Below are 15,439 nucleotides of genomic sequence, written 5' to 3'. Positions count from 1 at the left end.
ACGCGCTCCGTGGGCCCGCTCTTCACGCTCCTCACCGACTTCGGCGCCGGGTCCGGCTACCCGGCGCAGCTGAAGGCGGTGCTGCTCGGCGCGCACCCCGAGGCGCGGCTCGTGGACGTCTCGCACGAGGTGCCCGCCTTCGACGTGCTGGCGGGCGCGCTCCTCCTCGAGGCGTGCGCGCCCTGGTTCCCGCGGGAGGCGATCCACCTCGCCGTGGTCGATCCCGGCGTCGGGACGGCGCGGCGCGCGCTGTGCGTCGTCGATCCCGCCGGGCGCCGCCTCGTCGGCCCCGACAACGGGCTCCTCACGCCGTTCCTCGGCGCGGGCGCGCGCGCGTTCGAGATCGCCCCGGGCACGGCGGTGCCGGCGCCGCGCAGCGCGACCTTCCACGGGCGGGACCTCTTCGCCCCCGCCGCGGCGTTCCTCGCCGGCGGCGCGGCGGAGCGGCTCGGCCCCTCCGTGGAGGACCCGGTGCGGCTCGCCTGGCCGGGGGCGGAGCGGCGTGGGGGCGCGCTCGTCGGGGTGACGCTCGTCGCGGATCCGTTCGGGAACCTCGTCACCTCGGTGCGCGAGGCGGACCTCGCGGGCGCCGTGATCGCGGAGGCGCGCGCCGGGGGTGAACGGGTGCGCTTCGTGCGCACCTTCGGTGACGGCGCGCCCGGCGAGCTCGTCGCCTACGTGGGGAGCGGCGGGCGCGTCGAGCTCGCGGTGCGCGAGGGGAGCGCGGCGGCGCGGCTCGGCACGCGCGGGGTTCCCGTGGAGCTCGTCCTCGCTTGAGAGCTCTGGGCGGGGGTCACGGGGAGGCGCACGCAGCGTCCTTGGCCGGCCCGATCGCTGTGCTACAGTTTCGGCATGCAACGCCCGCCGGAGAACAAGCGCAAGACCGCGCGCCTCCACCACGAGATCCCGGTGGCGTACCGCAGCGTCGGCAGCTTCCTCACCGACTGGGCCACGAACATCAGCCAGGGCGGGCTCTTCATCAACACCCGCAGCCCGCTGCCGGTCGGGACGGGGGTGAAGATCCTCATCCAGCTCCCCGGCGCCTCGTTTCCCTACCAGCTGACGGGCCGCGTCGCGCGGGTCACCGAGTTCGACAACCGCGTGAACCTCGTGCCGGGCATGGGCGTCGAGTTCACCGATCTCGACGACTCCAAGCGGCGCGACCTCGAGGCGTTCGTGAACCGGCTCCGGCACCAGCTCGAAGAGGCGTGAGACCGCGTCGCTCGCGCCCTCGCGAACGACGCGGTGACACCTGCCGCGGTACGCGCTAACTCTCCGGCCGTGCGAACGGAACTGACGATCGAGGACCTGGCCTCCGGGGGCGAGGGGGTGGGGCGCTCCGGCGCGCGGACGGTGTTCGTGCCGTGGACCGCGCCCGGCGATCGCGTCGTCGTCGAGGTCCCCGCCGGTGAGGGGACGGCGCACGGGACGCTGGTCTCGCTCGAGGCCCCCGGCGCCGTCCGTGTGCCGCCGCCGTGCGTGCACTTCGGGCCGGGCGACGCGGCGTCGACCGCCGATCCGGAATGCGGCGGCTGCGAGTGGCTGCACGTCTCCTACGCCGCCCAGCTCGCCACCAAGGCGCGGACCGTCGCCGAGGCGCTCCGGCGCATCGCGCGGCTCGAGCCGGGCGCGTACGAGGCGCGCCCGATCCTGGGCTCGCCGTCGCCGCTCCGCTACCGCGCGCGCGCGAAGTTCCACCTCGACCGCGCCAGCGGCCGGCTCGTGTACTTCCGGCGGCGCTCGCACGCGCCGGTGCGCCTCCGCGAGTGCCACCTGCTCGACGCGCGGCTCGACGCGCTCCGCGAGGCGGTCGGACCGGCGCTCGCCCGCGCGGGCCTCGCGGCGCGCGAGGTCGCGCTCGAGTGGTCCGCCCACGAGGACCGCGGGGCGGCGTGGCTCCTCCTCCCCGCGCTCTCGCCCGCGGTGCGCGCGCGCGCCGAGGCGCTCCTCGCCGCGGTGCCGGAGCTCGCCGGCGTGGTCCTCCAGGCGGAGGGCGGCCCGCCGGCGGTGGTCGGCGATCCCGTGCTGCGCCACGCCCGCGTCCCCGGCGACGCCGCCGCGGGGTTGCAGCGCTCCCGGCCCGACGTCTTCCAGCAGGCGAACCGCGGCGCGAACGCGCTCCTCGTGCGCGCCGCGCTCGACCTCCTCGCGCCCGACGGCCTGGACGTGCTCGAGCTGCACTGCGGGGCGGGAAACTTCACCGGACCGCTCGCCGCGCGCGCCCGCGCGGTCGCGGCGGTGGAGGTCCAGGGGCCGGCGCTCGATCTCGCCCGCGCCGACCTCGGCGGCGCCGGCAACGTCCGGTTCTTCGCGGGCGACGCGCTCAAGCTCGCGCTCGCCTTCGCGCGCGAGACGGGCGCCTCCGCGCGCCGGTTCGGGGCGGTGCTCCTCGATCCGCCGCGCGAGGGGGCGAAGGGGATCGGCCCGGCGCTCCGCGAGCTCGGGCTGCCCCGCGCCGTCTACGTCTCCTGCGATCCCGCCACGTTCGCGCGCGATCTTCGCGCCTGCGTCGAGGCGGGCTACCGGGTCGGGGCGGTGCAGCCCGTGGACATGTTCCCGCAGACGCACCACGTCGAGGCGGTCGCGCTCCTCACCGCGGCCCCGTGAGGCTCCGGCGCTGGCGGGGGCCCCGTCGCGACGGGCGCTTGCGCGCAGGCGGTGACAACTCCATGACAGTCCCACGCCACGCTCCCCACCCGTACGGCGGGGGAGGCGGCGAGAGCATGGACCGAAGACTTTCGATCGAGCGGTTCCCGGAGCGGACCTTGCCGCGGCTCATGGTGTCCGCGGCGCGGCGCGTGCCTGGCAAGGCCTTCATCCGGTACCTGGAGCCCGAGCACCCCGCCGCGCCGCCGCGCGTCCTCACCTTCGGCGACTTCGCCGCCGGCGCGGGCCGCGCCGTGGCGTTCCTCCGCTCGGCGGGCGTCGGCCCGGGCGCCCGCGTCCTCATCCTCGCCGAGAACTCGCCCGAGTGGCAGATGCTCGCCCTCGGCGCGCAGGCCCTCCGCGCCGAGCCGGCCACGCTCTTCGCCAGCCTCGCGGCGGAGCCGGTGCAGGGGATCACGCGGCGCGTCCGGCCGCGCGTCGCGTTCGTCGGGTCGGCGGCGCAGTGGGCGAAGCTCGCCCCCATCGCGGCGGAGCTCGCCGCCGCGGGGCTCGTGACGATCGTCTCGGCCGAGCCGCTCGCCCCGGCCTCGGTGCCGGCCGGCGTCCAGACCACCACCGTCGCCGAGGTGTTCTCGGGCGCGGGGCTCGACCTCGACGCGCTCGAGGCGCTCGCCCGCGCCGCGGGCGAGGAGGATCCGTTCCTCCTCCTCTTCACGAGCGGCACCACCGGCCGGCCGAAGGGCGTCCGCCTGCCGCAGCGCGCGATCGTGCACGCCATCGAGGGCGGCCACGTCGCCGTCGGCCGGACGCCCGAAGACGTGGGGCTCCACTTCCTCCCGTTCGCGCACGTCGCCGGGCACGACCAGTTCGCCCTCGCGCTGGCGGAGACGCACGGCCTCATCATGCTCTCGCGCCGCGAGGACATGGAGCGCGGCCTCGCGCTCGGGCCGACCTACCTCTTCTCCGTGCCGCTCGTGTACGAGCGGATCCGCGGCGCCGTCGAGGCGAAGCTCGCGGGCCTCCCCGGGCCGCTGCGCGCGCTCGCGAGCGCCTCCCTCGCGGCCGCCGCGCGGGTCCGGCTGGACGGCTCGCGCTCGACGAGGGACCGGGTCCTCACGCGGCTCGCGGACCGGCTCGTGGGCAAGGCGGTGCGCGCGAGGCTCGGCGGAAACGTGCGCGGCCTCTTCTCCGGGGGTGCGCCCGCGGCGCCTGCGCTGTTCCGCTTCTTCGAGGCGCTCGGGATGCCGTTCGTCGAGCTCTACGGCATGAGCGAGACGGCCGGGCTCATCTCCTCGAACCTGTTCTCGGGCGGCCGCCGCGCGGGCAGCGCCGGCATCGTCACGCCGGACCACGACCTGCGCTTCACGCCGGACGGCGAGCTGCTCCTCAAGGGGCCGCTCCTCCTCACCGGCTACCTCGAGCGCGAGGACGAGGAGGGCGCGTACACCGAGGACGGCTTCTTCCGCACCGGCGACATCGGCCGGATGGACGCGGAGGGGCTGCTCCGCATCGAGGGGCGCAAGAAGGATCTCATGGTGCTCTCGACCGGGAAGAAGGTCGCCCCCGAGCCCATCGAGCTGGCCATCGCGTCGGCCTCGCCGTTCCAGGCGGCGATGCTGCTCGGCGAGGGCCGGCCCTTCGTGTCCGCCGCGGTGTTCGTCGCCGCGGAGGAGATCGCCCGGATCGCGGCGGCGGGGAAGGACGCCGCGCAGGAGCTGCTCCCCCGCGCCCGCGCCGCGCTCGGCGCGTTCAGCGACTACGAGAAGCCGAAGCGGCTCCTCGTGATCCCGGGCTCGCCGCAGGATCACCCGGCGCTCATCACGCCCACGCTCAAGCTGAAGCGGGACGCGCTCGTCGCGTTCCTCGGCTCGACCTTGACGGACCTCTACACGGCGCCGCAGGGGAGCGCCTGAACGACGGTTCGTGGTTCGCGATCGCCTCGGGCCTCACCCCGCCGTCGGCGCGGACGCCTGCCGCTCCGCCGCGGCGGCCCGCTCGATCGCGGCGAGCCGCTCCACGAGCACCGGGTGGCTGTAGTGCCAGGCGCTGTACCAGGGGTGCGGGTGGAGGTTCGACAGGTTCTCTCCGTTGAGGCGGACGAGCGCCGTCTCGAGCGCCTCGGGCGCGCCGGCGAGGCGCACCGCGTAGCGATCGGCCTCGTACTCGTGCCTGCGGGAGAGGCGCGCGGCGAGCGGCGAGAGCCAGAACACGAACGCGCCGCCGCCGAGCGAGACGAGCGCCAGGGCGGCGTGCAGGCTCGGGCCCGCGAAGCCGAACGCTGCGTAGAGCGGCGGCCAGGGCACGAGGCGCGAGAGCGCGAACAGCACCGCGAGCGTTCCCGCCGCGGAGAGCGCGAGCCGGCGCTGCACGTGCCGCGCGCGGTAGTGGCCGATCTCGTGGGCGAGCACGCTCGCCGCCTCGTCCACGCTCATCTTCTCGACGAGCGTGTCGAACAGCACGATCCGCGGCCGGAAGATCCCGGTGAAGTAGGCGTTCGAGTGGCCCGAGCGCCGCGACGCGTCCATCACGTACAGGCCGCGGTGCGCGAACCCCGCCGCCCGGGCGAGCGCCTCGACCCGCGCGCGGAGCGGCCCCTCCGGCAGCGGCTGGAAGCGGTTGAAGATGGGGGCGATGACGGAGGGGTAGAGCCACAGGAGGACGAGCTGGACCGCCACGTAGAAGGCGAAGAGCCAGACCCACCAGAGCCCGCCGGTGAAGCGCATGAACCCGTACGTCGCGTAGAGGAGGGGAACGCCGAGCGCCACCTGGAGGAGGAGCGCCTTCAGCCGGTCGAGCAGCCAGAGCCGCGGCGTCGTGCGGTTGAAGCCGAAGCGCGCCTCGAGCACGAAGGTGTGGAAGAGCGCGAAGGGGAGCCCGGCGACGGAGAACCCGAGGCTCAGCGCCACGAGGAAGACGACGAACCGATGGGCGCCGTCGAGCCCGCGCGCCGCCAGCGCGGCGTCGAGCGCGGGGAGCACGCCGGAGAGCAGGACCGCGAGCGTGAGCGCGGTGAAGAACGCCCCCTCGGCGAGCGCGAAGCGGCCGTTCGCGAGCGTGTAGGCGCGGCTCCGCTCGGCCGTCGCGTCGTCCACGCGACCGGAGAGGAGGAGCGGCACCCCGCGCGCGCGGGCGACGTGGCGCAGGTTGAGCAGGAGGAGGCCGGTCTCGACCGCGTACTGGATGGCGAAGACGCCGAGGAAGACGGGCAGGACCCACGAGCTCATCGGAGGAGGTGATACCCCGGACGCGCGGGCGGCGCACCGCGTGTTCCTCCTCTCCCCCGCGAACAGCGGGGGCGAGCGCATGGCGCTCGTCCTCTCTCCGCGCGCCCGCTTCGCGCTCGCGCAGGCGGTCCAGGGCGAGGGCGCGCCCCTCGGGGAGGTCTTCGCGTTCGCGAGCGGCCTCTACTTCCGGGGCAAGCTCGCCTACGCGCGCGCTTTCGGGCGACCGCCGCGGGGCGCCCCGGGCGCGCTCGTCATCGCCCCGGGGGCGGGCCTCGTCCCGGTGGACGCCACGATCCGGGCGGGCGACCTGCGCGCGTTCGCGGCGGTCCCGGTGGACGCCGCCGACGCGCGCTTCCGGGGCGCGCTCGAGCGCGACGCACGGCTCCTCGGCGAGCGGCTCGGGGCGGAGGGCCAGGTGGTGCTCCTCGGCAGCATCGCGAGCCCCAAGTACGTCGAGCCGCTCCTCGCCATCCTCGGCCGCCGCCTGCTCTTCCCGCAGGACTTCGTCGGCCGCGGCGACATGAGCCGCGGCGGCCTCCTGCTGCGGGCCGTGCGCGCGGGCGAGGAGCTCGCCTACGTGGCCGTGGACGGCGCGGTGCGCCGCGGGGCGCGACCGCCCCGGCTGCCGCGTCTGCCGCGCGCCCCGGCGGGACCCGGCGACGGGCAAGCCGGCTCCGGTTAGGATCCCGCGCGTGCACGCACGCGTCGCCGAGTTCGCGGGGCTCCTCCGCACGAACGGGGTGCGGGTCTCGCCCGCCGAGGTCGCCGACGCCGTCGAGGCCGCGGCGCTCGTGGGCGCGTCGGACCGCGGGAGCTTCCGCGCGGCGCTCCGCGCGACCCTCGTGAAGCGCTCCCGCGACGTGCCGGTCTTCGACGGGCTGTTCGACCTCTACTTCTCGGCGCTCGGGCGCGTCCTCGAGGGGCTCGAGCGCGGCGTCGTGGGCGAGCTCGACGCGCAGGGGCTGCTCGAGGGCGACGACCTCGAGCTCGTCGCGCGGACGATGGAGGAGCTCCTCCGCGGCATGAGCCCGCTCGCGCGCGCCGCGCTGGGCGGCGATCCGGCGCTGCTCGCGCGGCTCCTGCGTGGCGCGGCGCTGCAGGTCGACTTCGGGGCGTTCGCGAGCGCCGGTGCGACCGGGTTCCAGGCGCGGCGGCTCCTCGCCGCGGCCGGGGGAAACGCGCTCCAGGACGACGCGGCCGCGATCGAGCGGGCGTTGCGGGAGCGTGGCCTCGAGGCCGGTGCGCGCGAGCTCGTGACCGGCTCGCTCGAGGGAGCGCTCCGGAAGGTGGAGGAGGCGGCCCGGCGCTGGGCGGAGCTCGAGGGGCGGGCGCGCACGCTGCGCCGGGACCCGCTGGAGGGCGGGCTCGCCCCGGTCACGCCCGCGGAGGCGGCGCGGATGGAGGTCGCGGTGCGGCGGCTCGCCGAGCGGCTGCGCGCGCGGCTCGTGCGGCGCGAGCGCTCGCGGCGGCGCGGTGCGCTCGCGGTGCGCAGGACGCTCCGGCGGAACCTCGGGCTCGGCGGCGTGCCCGCCCGGCTCGTGTTCCGCCACCGGCGGCCGGAGCGGCCGGACGTCGTCGTGCTCTGCGACGTCTCCGAGTCGGTCCGGCACGTCACCCGGCTCATGCTGCTCTTCCTCTACACGCTCCAGAGCCTCTTCACGCGCGTGCGGACGTTCGTGTTCGTGTCCGACCTCGCCGAGGTGACGGACCGGCTGCGCGCCGAGAAGGACCCGACCCGCGCGGCGCAGCTCGCGGTCGCCGCGCGCGCGGTGAGCCTCTCGGCGAACTCCAACTACGGCCGCGCGCTGAAGGTGTTCCACGAGGACTTCCGCGGGGCGGTCACCCGGCGCACCACCGTGATCGTCATCGGCGACGGCCGGAACAACTACAACGCGCCCGAGGCGTGGGTCCTCGACGAGCTCCGGCGGCGCGCGCGGCGCCTGCTCTGGATCTGCCCGGAGCCGCGCCTTGCGTGGGGCATGGGGGACAGCGAGATGCCGCTCTACGCGCCCCGCTGCAGCCGCGTCGCGACCCTCGGCTCGCTCGAGGAGCTCGAGGAGATCGCCGACGCGCTCGTGCCGGGGGGCGGCGGGTGAGCGTGGGCGGCCCGGAGCGGGGATCGCGCGAGGCGCGCGCGCGCGAGCGGCGCTGGCTCCTCCTCGCGGTCGGCCTGTCCGCGGCGCTCCACGCTGCGCTCCTCGCCGCGCTTCGCCCCGGACCCTCCGCACCGCCACCGCCCGGGCCCATCACCGTCTCGCTCGTGGAGGTCGAGCCCGGCGGAGAGACCGCCGGACCGCCCGGGCGCGGGCAGGCAGAGCGCGACGCCCGGCGGGCAGGCGAGGGCGCCCGCCCGGGTCCGGAGCAGCGCGCGCGGCCCCCGGCGGCGACGATCGCGCCGAGCCGGGGGGCGGGGCCGCGCGAGCGGGGCGCCCGGATCGCGCCGCAGGGCGAGCTCCCGCCCGGGGCCGCGTCGGCGGCGCAGGGCTGGTTCGACGCGCAGGGGCTCGGAGGGGAGCGCCGGTCGGGCGGGCGGGACGCGCTCGCGGTCTCGCCGCCCGCGTCGCTCTTCTCCCGCGGCGACGGAGCCGAGGAGGCGCCGGCGGCGCGCGCGAAGCGGCGCGTGGACGGCATGCTCGCCGAGATGCGCGCGCGCGACCTCGCGCGCTACCCGGACGCCTCGTGGATGGACCTCCGCGACGCGCTCGCCGGCGGGTTCGCCCCGGACTTCGGCGTGCTGCGCGGGGGCGGGCAGGGGGTGGGCGACCTCCTCGCGGACACCGCGAGCGCCTACCTCGGCGCCGCGGAGGCCTACGGCCGCACCGGACGACCCTTCGCGAACGCGCCGGACGCCCCCGGTCGCGTCGCGCCGGGAAAGGACGCCGCGGTGCACGCCGCCGCGGAGGGGAGCCGCGACCGCGAGGCGCTCGCCGCCGGGAGCGACGCGCTCGCCGCGACCGGCGGCAAGGGGCTCGCGCAGGCCTGGTCGAAGGGGCTCGTCACGGTGGTCGCCGTGGTCGAGGACGAGGGCGGCGTCGTCACGGATGCCCGCGTCGTGGCGTCGAGCGGGAACCCGGCCCACGACCGCCTCGCGCTCGAGCGGGCGCGGAGGCTCTTCGGCCGCACCCTCTCGCGCCGGCTCGCGGGCACGACGACGGAGTGGGCGTTCGTGACCGAGCTCTCGGTCATCCCACCGCTCCCGGTCGCGGGCGTGGCGTTCGATGCGAACTTCAAGCCGAAAGGGCTCGTCTACCCGCTGAAGCGCTCGGCGAAGAGCCGCATCGAGCTCGTCGCGGTGCGCGGCGCGGGGTAGCGCGGAGCCCGGTTGATCTGGGCGCGTCACGAGGCGCGCGATGGCGTCGGCGAGCCGGGCACACGAAGGCCGAGCAGCGCAGGCGGGCCTGGAAGGCCCGTCGAGCAGCGCAGGGAGGAGTCTGCCCGGCGCAGCCAGCCAGCGTGCGCCGCAGTAGCGATCCAGATCAACTGGTCTCCGCCTTGGCCTGCGGTTGACTCCGCGCCCCCGTCTTCCTTAGTTTCCGCCCCGCGTGCCCGACCTCGTCTCGCTCTCCCGGAAGGCCCCCTCCGCGCCCGGCGACCGTCCGGCCGCCCCCCGCAAGGTGTACGTCCACACCTTCGGCTGCCAGATGAACGCGTCGGACTCGGACCGGATGGTCGAGCTCCTCGGCCGCCACGCGTTCGCGCGCGCCGAGACCGCGGAGGACGCCGACCTCATCCTCCTCAACACCTGCGCGGTGCGCGAGAAGGCGGAGCAGAAGCTCCTCTCCGCGCTCGGGCGCTACCGCGAGGTGAAGGCGCGGCGCGGTGCGCTCATCGCGGTGTCCGGCTGCGTCGCGCAGCAGGAGAAGGACCGGCTCCTCGCGCGCGTTCCGTACGTGGACTTCGTCTTCGGGCCGGACAACATCGGCAAGCTGCCGGAGATGGTCGCCCGGGCGGAGCGCGAGCGGTTCGCCGAGACCGGCTGGATGGACTCGCACGACTACGTCTTTCCGCAGGCGGACCCCGAGGCCGCGCGCGGCCGCCCGACGGCGTTCGTCACGGCGATGAAGGGCTGCGACAACGTCTGCGCGTTCTGCATCGTCCCGCACACCCGGGGCCGCGAGGTGTCGCGCGCGTTCCCGGAGATCGTCGCCGAGTGCGCGGCGCTCGCCGAGGTGGGCGTGCGCGAGGTGACGCTCATCGGCCAGAACGTGAACTCGTACGCGGGCGGCTGCACGTTCGCGGAGCTCCTCCGCCGCGTCGCGGCCCTGCCGGGGATCGCGCGGATCCGCTTCACCACGAGCCACCCGCACGACCTCTCCGACGCGCTCGTCGAGGTGTTCCGCGACGAGCCCAAGGTGATGCCGCACTTCCACCTGCCGGTGCAGTCCGGCTCGGATCCGGTCCTCGCCCGCATGCGCCGCGACTACACCGTCGCGGAGTACCTCGACCGCTTCGATCGCCTGCGCGCAGCCCGCCCCGGCATCGCCGTCACCACCGACTTCATCGTCGGCTTCCCCGGCGAGAGCGACGCGGACTTCGAGGGCTCGCTCGCGCTTCTCGAGCGCGCGCGCTTCGAGCAGAGCTTCAGCTTCCTGTTCAGCCCGCGCCCGAAGACGGTCGCGAACCTGCGCCTCGGCTCGGGGCCCGAGTGGCAGGAGGTGCCGCGCGCGGTGGCGGTCGAGCGGCTCGAGCGGCTCCAGGCCGCGCAGCGGCGCATCGCCGGCGAGGCGCTCGCGGCCGCGCTCGGGAAGGTGGTCGAGGTCCTCGTCGAGGGGGCCTCCGACGAGCCGGGCGAGCGGCTCGGGCGCACGCCGGAGAACTCCGTCGTCCACCTCGCCGCCGACGAGGCGGCCGCGCCGACCGGCGCGCTGGTCCGCGCGCGCATCACGCGCGCCGGCGGCAGCTCGCTCTCCGGTACGCTCGCGTGACCGCGCGCACGGCGCTCCTCGCCGCGGGGGCGGTCGCCTGGGCCGCGCTCATCTTCTGGGCGTCCTCCCAGTCGAACCCGTTCCCCGCGCTGCCGCGCAGCCTCTTCGATCACGACAAGCTCCTGCACGCCGGCGCGTACGCGGTGCTCGGCGCGCTCGTGTGCGGGGCGCTCGGCGGCTGGCGGCTCCGGCCCTGGAGGGCGCTCGGTCTCACCATCGCGGTGGGGACCGCGTACGGGGCCACCGACGAGTGGCACCAGTCGTTCGTGCCGAACCGCTCGTCGGATCCCGCCGACCTCGCCTCCGACGCGCTCGGCGCCGCCGCGGGCGCGGCGGCGATGGCGCTCATCTTGCGGCGTGTAGGTGCGCGGGCTAGCATTCGCCGCTGATGCCCCTCATCGCGCCCTACGCCGGGCGGGCGCCCCGCCTGCACGGATCCGTGTTCGTGGCCGAGAACGCGGTCGTGGTGGGGGACGTCGAGATCGGCGAGGGCTCGTCGATCTGGTTCGGTACCGTCGTGCGCGGCGACGTGAATCACGTCCGCGTCGGCGCGCGCACGAACCTCCAGGACCTCACCGTCGTCCACGTCACCTCCGGGACGCACCCCACGGTCATCGGCGACGACGTGACGGTGGGTCACCGTGCCGTGCTGCACGGCTGCACCATCCGCGATCGCTGCCTCGTCGGGATCGGCGCGATCGTCATGGACGGGGCGGTGGTGGGGCCGGACGCCATGGTCGGCGCCGGAGCGCTCGTGGCGCCCGGGACGATCGTGCCGCCCGGCACCCTGGTGCTGGGCTCCCCGGCGAAGCCCCGGCGCGAGCTCACGCCCGAGGAGCGCGCATTCCTCCGGACGTCCGCGGAGCGGTACGCGGGATACGCCGCGCGGTACCGCGGCGAGGGGGGTGGGGGATGACCGCCTTCGATGCCCTGAAGCGCGCGGCGCTCTTCAGGGAGTTCACCGAGACCGGGCTCAGGATCTTCGCCGGCATCGCGCTCGAGAAGGCCATCCCGGCGGGCACGCCGCTGTTCGCCGAGAACATGGTGGGCGAGTCGCTCTTCATCGTGAAGTCGGGCACCGTCCGCATCTCGCGGCGCACGACCGAGGGGGAGAAGGAGCTCGCCGTGGTCGGCGCGGGCGAGCACCTCGGTGAGCTCGCGCTGCTCGGCCGGAGCGTCCGCCTCGTCTCGGCGGTGGCCGCGACCGCCTGCGAGGTCGTGGAGATCACGCAGCGCGACTTCGTGCGCCTCCAGCCCCAGAAGCCGCAGGCCTGCCTCAAGCTCGCGCTCGCCATCGCCGGCGATCTCGCCGAGAAGGTCGCCGAGAACCGGGACGCCCTCCGGGAGCTCGCCGCACGTCGCGCGATCTAGGGACGCTCGCCTCCCTGCCCCCCCTCCGTGCGGGCGGGCGGGAAGCGGCGCGACCCGCCCGTCGTTCTCGTCCGGGGGGGCGTCGAGACATCGAGACACGAACGGCGCTCTGAGCGCGTGACGCCGCGCCCGGTTTCGAGGTAATTCGAGGAGAACGAAGGCCGCATGCTCGAACGCCTGGTCGCCATCCTGGGAGGCCACTCCCTCCACGTCGGCTACGGCGTCGTCTTCCTCATGCTGCTCCTCTGCGGGTTCGGCCTGCCGATGCCGGAGGACGTGGTCCTCGTGTCCGCCGGCGCCCTCGCCTGGCTCGCGTCCGACCTGACCCACGCGACCTTGTCCGGGATGCTCCACGACGAGGGGCTCCTCACGATGATCGCGATGGGCCTCGCCGGGATCCTGGCCGGCGACTCGGTGATCTTCTTCGCGGGGCGAAGGTTCGGGACGCACATCGCCGACTTCCGCCCGCTCCGCCGGATCATCACGCCGGAGAAGCTCCAGCTCGTCGAGCGGAAGGTCCGGACGCGCGGCAACGTGGTGGTGATGTTCGCGCGCTTCCTGCCCGGCCTGCGCGCGCCGACCTTCTTCACCGTCGGCCACGCCCGCATGCCGTACTGGGAGTTCCTGCTCTTCGACGGCGTCGCCGCCCTCGTCTCCGCGCCGCTGTGGGTGTGCGTCGGCTTCTGGTTCGGCTCCGACCTCCACGCGGCGACCCGCGTCGCCGGGCGGTTCTCGAACTACATCCTGCTCGGCGTCGCCGTCGTGCTCCTCGCCTTCGCCTTCCGGTGGGCGCAAGGGCGTCGCGCTGCCCCGCCCGCCCTGGCGTCCGAGGCGGAGCGGGAGTAGCGGACCCGACCGGACGCGAGGCTCAGCGCGCTTCCGGGCGCCGGCCGAAGAGCTTGCGGAAGAGGCCGCCGAGCGCGCGGCCGCCGTTCGACACCGCGGCTCCGCCCGCCCCCGCGTCCGCGGCCACGTCCCCAGGGCCGGGCGCCGGGAAGTTCCCGGTCTGCGCCCGCGCCGCGTCCGCGCCGCCGCCCTGCTCGAGCTTGCGCCGTGCCGCCTCGGCCCCTTCGCGCGCCGACATCACCGCCTGCACCTCGCGACCGGTGTTGAGCTCGCGAGCGGTGACGGTGAGCAGGCACTCCGCCCCGAGCTCGAAGCCGACCGCGATCTTGACCATGCCGCGCGGGCCGGGCGGGAGCCCGCCGAGCCGGAGCGTGCCCAGGTACTCGCACTCCGACGCGGCGCCGCTCTCGCCCTGGAACACGGCGAGCTCGAACTCGGTCTGCCCGTCGCGCGTCGTGGTGAGCCCGTACTGCTTGCGGGCGGGCAGCGGCGTGTTCCGCTCGATGATGGTCTTCACGCGCCCGCCGGGGAGCCCGATGCCGATGGACATCGGCAGCACGTCGATGAGGACGACCCCCTCTGCGCTGCCGAGCGAGTGGGCGAGGAGCGCCGCGCCGAGCGCGACGGCCTCGTCGGGGTGGACCGCGTGCGACGGCGGCCGGCCGAAGAACGCCGCCACCTTCTGGTGCACGAGCGGCATCCGCGACTGCCCGCCGACGAGCAGCACCTCGTCGATGTCCTTCGTCCCGAGCCCCTTCGCGAGGAGCACCTCCCGGCACACGTCCAGGGTCCGATCGACGAGCGGCTCGACGAGCGCGACGATCTCTTCGCGCGTGAGCACGGCCTCGAGCGCGATGGGCGCCCCGTCGCGCAGGGCGAGGTAGGGCAGGCTCACCGGGAACTCGGCGCGCTCGGAGAGCGCGCACTTGGCGCGCTCGGCGGCGTCGACGAGGCGGGAGAGCGCCACGCGGTCATCCGGGAAGGGCACGCCGGTCCGCTCCTCCCAGATCGCGAGGAGCCGGTCGACGATCTGGCCGTCGAAGTCCACCCCGCCGAGGAACGTGTCGCCGCCGGTCGAGACGACCTCGTAGACGTTGTCGGACAGCTCGAGCACGGAGGCGTCGAAGGTGCCGCCGCCGAGGTCGTAGACGAGGACGCGCTGGTTCAGGTGGCGGCCGTAGGCGTACGCGAGCGCGGCGGCGGTCGGCTCGTTCAGGATCCGCTCGACCCGCAGCCCCGCCAGCGCCGCCGCCTCGCGAACGGCGGCGCGCTGCCGCTCGTTGTAGTAGGCGGGCACGGTGATCACCGCGCGGTTGACCTCCTCGCGGAGGTGGTTCTGCGCGACGTCGCGGACCTCGCCCAGCACGAGCGCGGAGATCTGCTCGAGCGAGACGGTCTCGGGCCCGAGCCGGACCGCCGCGGCGCCGTCCTCGCCGGGGACGATCGCGTAGGGGTACTTCGCGCGGATCTCCTGCACGAGCGGCGTGTCGTAGGCGCGCCCGATGAGCCGCTTCGCCCCCGAGACGGTCGCCTTGGGGTTCGTGAGGAGCTGCGCCTTCGCGAGGTGACCGACGACGATCCGGTGGCGCGCGTTGAGCCCGACGATCGACGGGACGGTGTTGTGTCCCTCGCGCGAGGGGATCACGTACGGCCGCCCGTCCTTCACGATCGCCGCGCACGAGTTGGAGGTCCCGAGATCGATCCCGATGATCGCGCGCGAGGGGCGCGCGACCGGCCGCGGCGAGGCGGGGAGGCCGAGGTCGAGCCGCGCGGGGCCGGCCAGGAGCTGTTCGGCGCGGTGGGGCGCGGCGAGGTCCGCCTGGGCGGGCGAGGGGAAGGCGGGAGCGGGCGTGGGCGTCGCGGCCGCGCGGGGCGGCGCGGGGATCGCCGCGCTGGGCGCACGCGTCGGGGCGGGGGTCCCGTCCGGCCGGTCCGCGATCGGCGCCGGGGCGACCACGCCGGGCGCGACGCCGCGGCGCTCCTTCAGCTCCACCATCCGCTCGACGAGCGCGCGCGAGGCGTCGTCGAGCTTCGTGAACTGCACGCCCATGCCCGGCGCGCGCCGCGGATGCGCGGTCGGATCCTCCGCCTGGATCCAGCGCACGACGCCCTCGCCACGGATGGCCGCCTCGCCCCCGGAGAGCCTGAGCTCGAGGACGAGCAGCGTGCCGACCGGCTTCGGATCGCGCGTGCGGATGAACACGCCGCCGCGGGAGATGTTCACCGCGAAGCGCTCCACGAGCTCGTCGAGGGTGCCGTAGGAGAGCCGGACGGCGAGGCCCACCGGCCTCCGTCCCCCGCCGCGCTTGTCGTGTGGCCCCTCCACCGCGCGGATTATCCCCTCGCGGCGGACGGGCGGGCAAGCGTGCGTTCACCGCGCGGCAGGGCGTCCGCGCGGCGCGTGTGGGCCGCCGCGCACTCCGGAACCGCTGGCGGCGAGGGCCTCCGTCGCCGGGCCCGGCCCTG

General features: G+C 75.7%; 14 protein-coding genes. 12 read left to right on the top strand and 2 right to left on the bottom strand.

The window, feature by feature from the left end; all coding sequences use genetic code 11:
• The first annotated feature begins 9 nt into the window (after window positions 1–9).
• The 4 genes from MNY62_RS03750 (at window position 10) to MNY62_RS03735 (ending at window position 4,520) form a co-directional block, all read left to right on the top strand.
• Window positions 10–777 (top strand): SAM hydrolase/SAM-dependent halogenase family protein, encoded by a 768-nt coding sequence (locus MNY62_RS03750; RefSeq protein ID WP_242342759.1) that lies wholly within the window; start codon window positions 10–12, stop codon window positions 775–777.
• 75 nt (window positions 778–852) lie between these two features.
• Entirely contained in the window at window positions 853–1,212 is a 360-nt protein-coding gene (locus tag MNY62_RS03745) for a TIGR02266 family protein (protein ID WP_242342758.1), read from the top strand.
• A 69-nt stretch (window positions 1,213–1,281) separates the two neighbouring features.
• The gene (locus MNY62_RS03740) at window positions 1,282–2,607 is read left to right on the top strand and encodes a class I SAM-dependent RNA methyltransferase (protein WP_242342757.1); all 1,326 of its coding nucleotides are present in this window, start codon (window positions 1,282–1,284) and stop codon (window positions 2,605–2,607) included.
• Between the two features lie 116 nt (window positions 2,608–2,723).
• A complete protein-coding gene (locus tag MNY62_RS03735) occupies window positions 2,724–4,520 on the top strand; it encodes an AMP-binding protein (protein WP_242342756.1) in 1,797 nt (598 codons plus the stop codon).
• A 33-nt stretch (window positions 4,521–4,553) separates the two neighbouring features.
• On the opposite strand, the gene MNY62_RS03730 is transcribed toward MNY62_RS03735, so the two are convergent.
• Window positions 4,554–5,831: a M48 family metallopeptidase gene (locus MNY62_RS03730; protein ID WP_242342755.1), complete on the bottom strand. Its 1,278-nt coding sequence runs from the start codon at window positions 5,829–5,831 to the stop codon at window positions 4,554–4,556.
• Window positions 5,832–5,871: 40 nt separating this feature from the next.
• Between MNY62_RS03730 and MNY62_RS03725 the strand changes: the two genes are divergently transcribed.
• The 8 genes from MNY62_RS03725 (at window position 5,872) to MNY62_RS03690 (ending at window position 12,973) form a co-directional block, all read left to right on the top strand.
• Window positions 5,872–6,513, top strand: a complete 642-nt coding sequence (locus MNY62_RS03725; protein WP_242342754.1) for a hypothetical protein — start codon at window positions 5,872–5,874, stop codon at window positions 6,511–6,513.
• Window positions 6,514–6,523: 10 nt separating this feature from the next.
• Complete coding sequence (locus MNY62_RS03720) at window positions 6,524–7,927, top strand: VWA domain-containing protein (protein WP_242342753.1); 1,404 nt, start codon at window positions 6,524–6,526, stop codon at window positions 7,925–7,927.
• A complete protein-coding gene (locus MNY62_RS03715) occupies window positions 7,924–9,141 on the top strand; it encodes an energy transducer TonB family protein (protein WP_242342752.1) in 1,218 nt (405 codons plus the stop codon). The genes MNY62_RS03720 and MNY62_RS03715 overlap by 4 nt, the downstream gene beginning before the upstream one ends.
• A gap of 232 nt (window positions 9,142–9,373) precedes the next feature.
• Window positions 9,374–10,756, top strand: coding sequence for a tRNA (N6-isopentenyl adenosine(37)-C2)-methylthiotransferase MiaB (miaB, locus tag MNY62_RS03710; RefSeq protein ID WP_242342751.1), 1,383 nt, complete (start codon window positions 9,374–9,376; stop codon window positions 10,754–10,756).
• Entirely contained in the window at window positions 10,753–11,145 is a 393-nt protein-coding gene (locus MNY62_RS03705; protein WP_242342750.1) for a VanZ family protein, read from the top strand. The genes miaB and MNY62_RS03705 overlap by 4 nt, the downstream gene beginning before the upstream one ends.
• The gene (locus MNY62_RS03700; RefSeq protein WP_242342749.1) at window positions 11,145–11,672 is read left to right on the top strand and encodes a gamma carbonic anhydrase family protein; all 528 of its coding nucleotides are present in this window, start codon (window positions 11,145–11,147) and stop codon (window positions 11,670–11,672) included. Before MNY62_RS03705 ends, MNY62_RS03700 begins: the two co-directional genes overlap by 1 nt.
• The gene (locus MNY62_RS03695) at window positions 11,669–12,127 is read left to right on the top strand and encodes a cyclic nucleotide-binding domain-containing protein (RefSeq protein ID WP_242342748.1); all 459 of its coding nucleotides are present in this window, start codon (window positions 11,669–11,671) and stop codon (window positions 12,125–12,127) included. The genes MNY62_RS03700 and MNY62_RS03695 overlap by 4 nt, the downstream gene beginning before the upstream one ends.
• Window positions 12,128–12,292: 165 nt before the next feature.
• Window positions 12,293–12,973, top strand: a complete 681-nt coding sequence (locus MNY62_RS03690; protein WP_242342747.1) for a DedA family protein — start codon at window positions 12,293–12,295, stop codon at window positions 12,971–12,973.
• 22 nt (window positions 12,974–12,995) lie between these two features.
• Here the strand turns inward: MNY62_RS03690 and MNY62_RS03685 are convergent, their stop codons facing one another.
• A complete protein-coding gene (locus MNY62_RS03685) occupies window positions 12,996–15,299 on the bottom strand; it encodes a TIGR02266 family protein (RefSeq protein WP_242342746.1) in 2,304 nt (767 codons plus the stop codon).
• Window positions 15,300–15,439 lie beyond the last annotated feature (140 nt).

It is taken from the genome of Anaeromyxobacter terrae (assembly GCF_022690685.1).
Taxonomy (GTDB): Bacteria; Myxococcota; Myxococcia; order Myxococcales; family Anaeromyxobacteraceae; genus Anaeromyxobacter; species Anaeromyxobacter terrae.
Note: the sequence above shows the minus strand (reverse complement) of the source record. Positions and strands in the feature narration are given on the sequence as shown.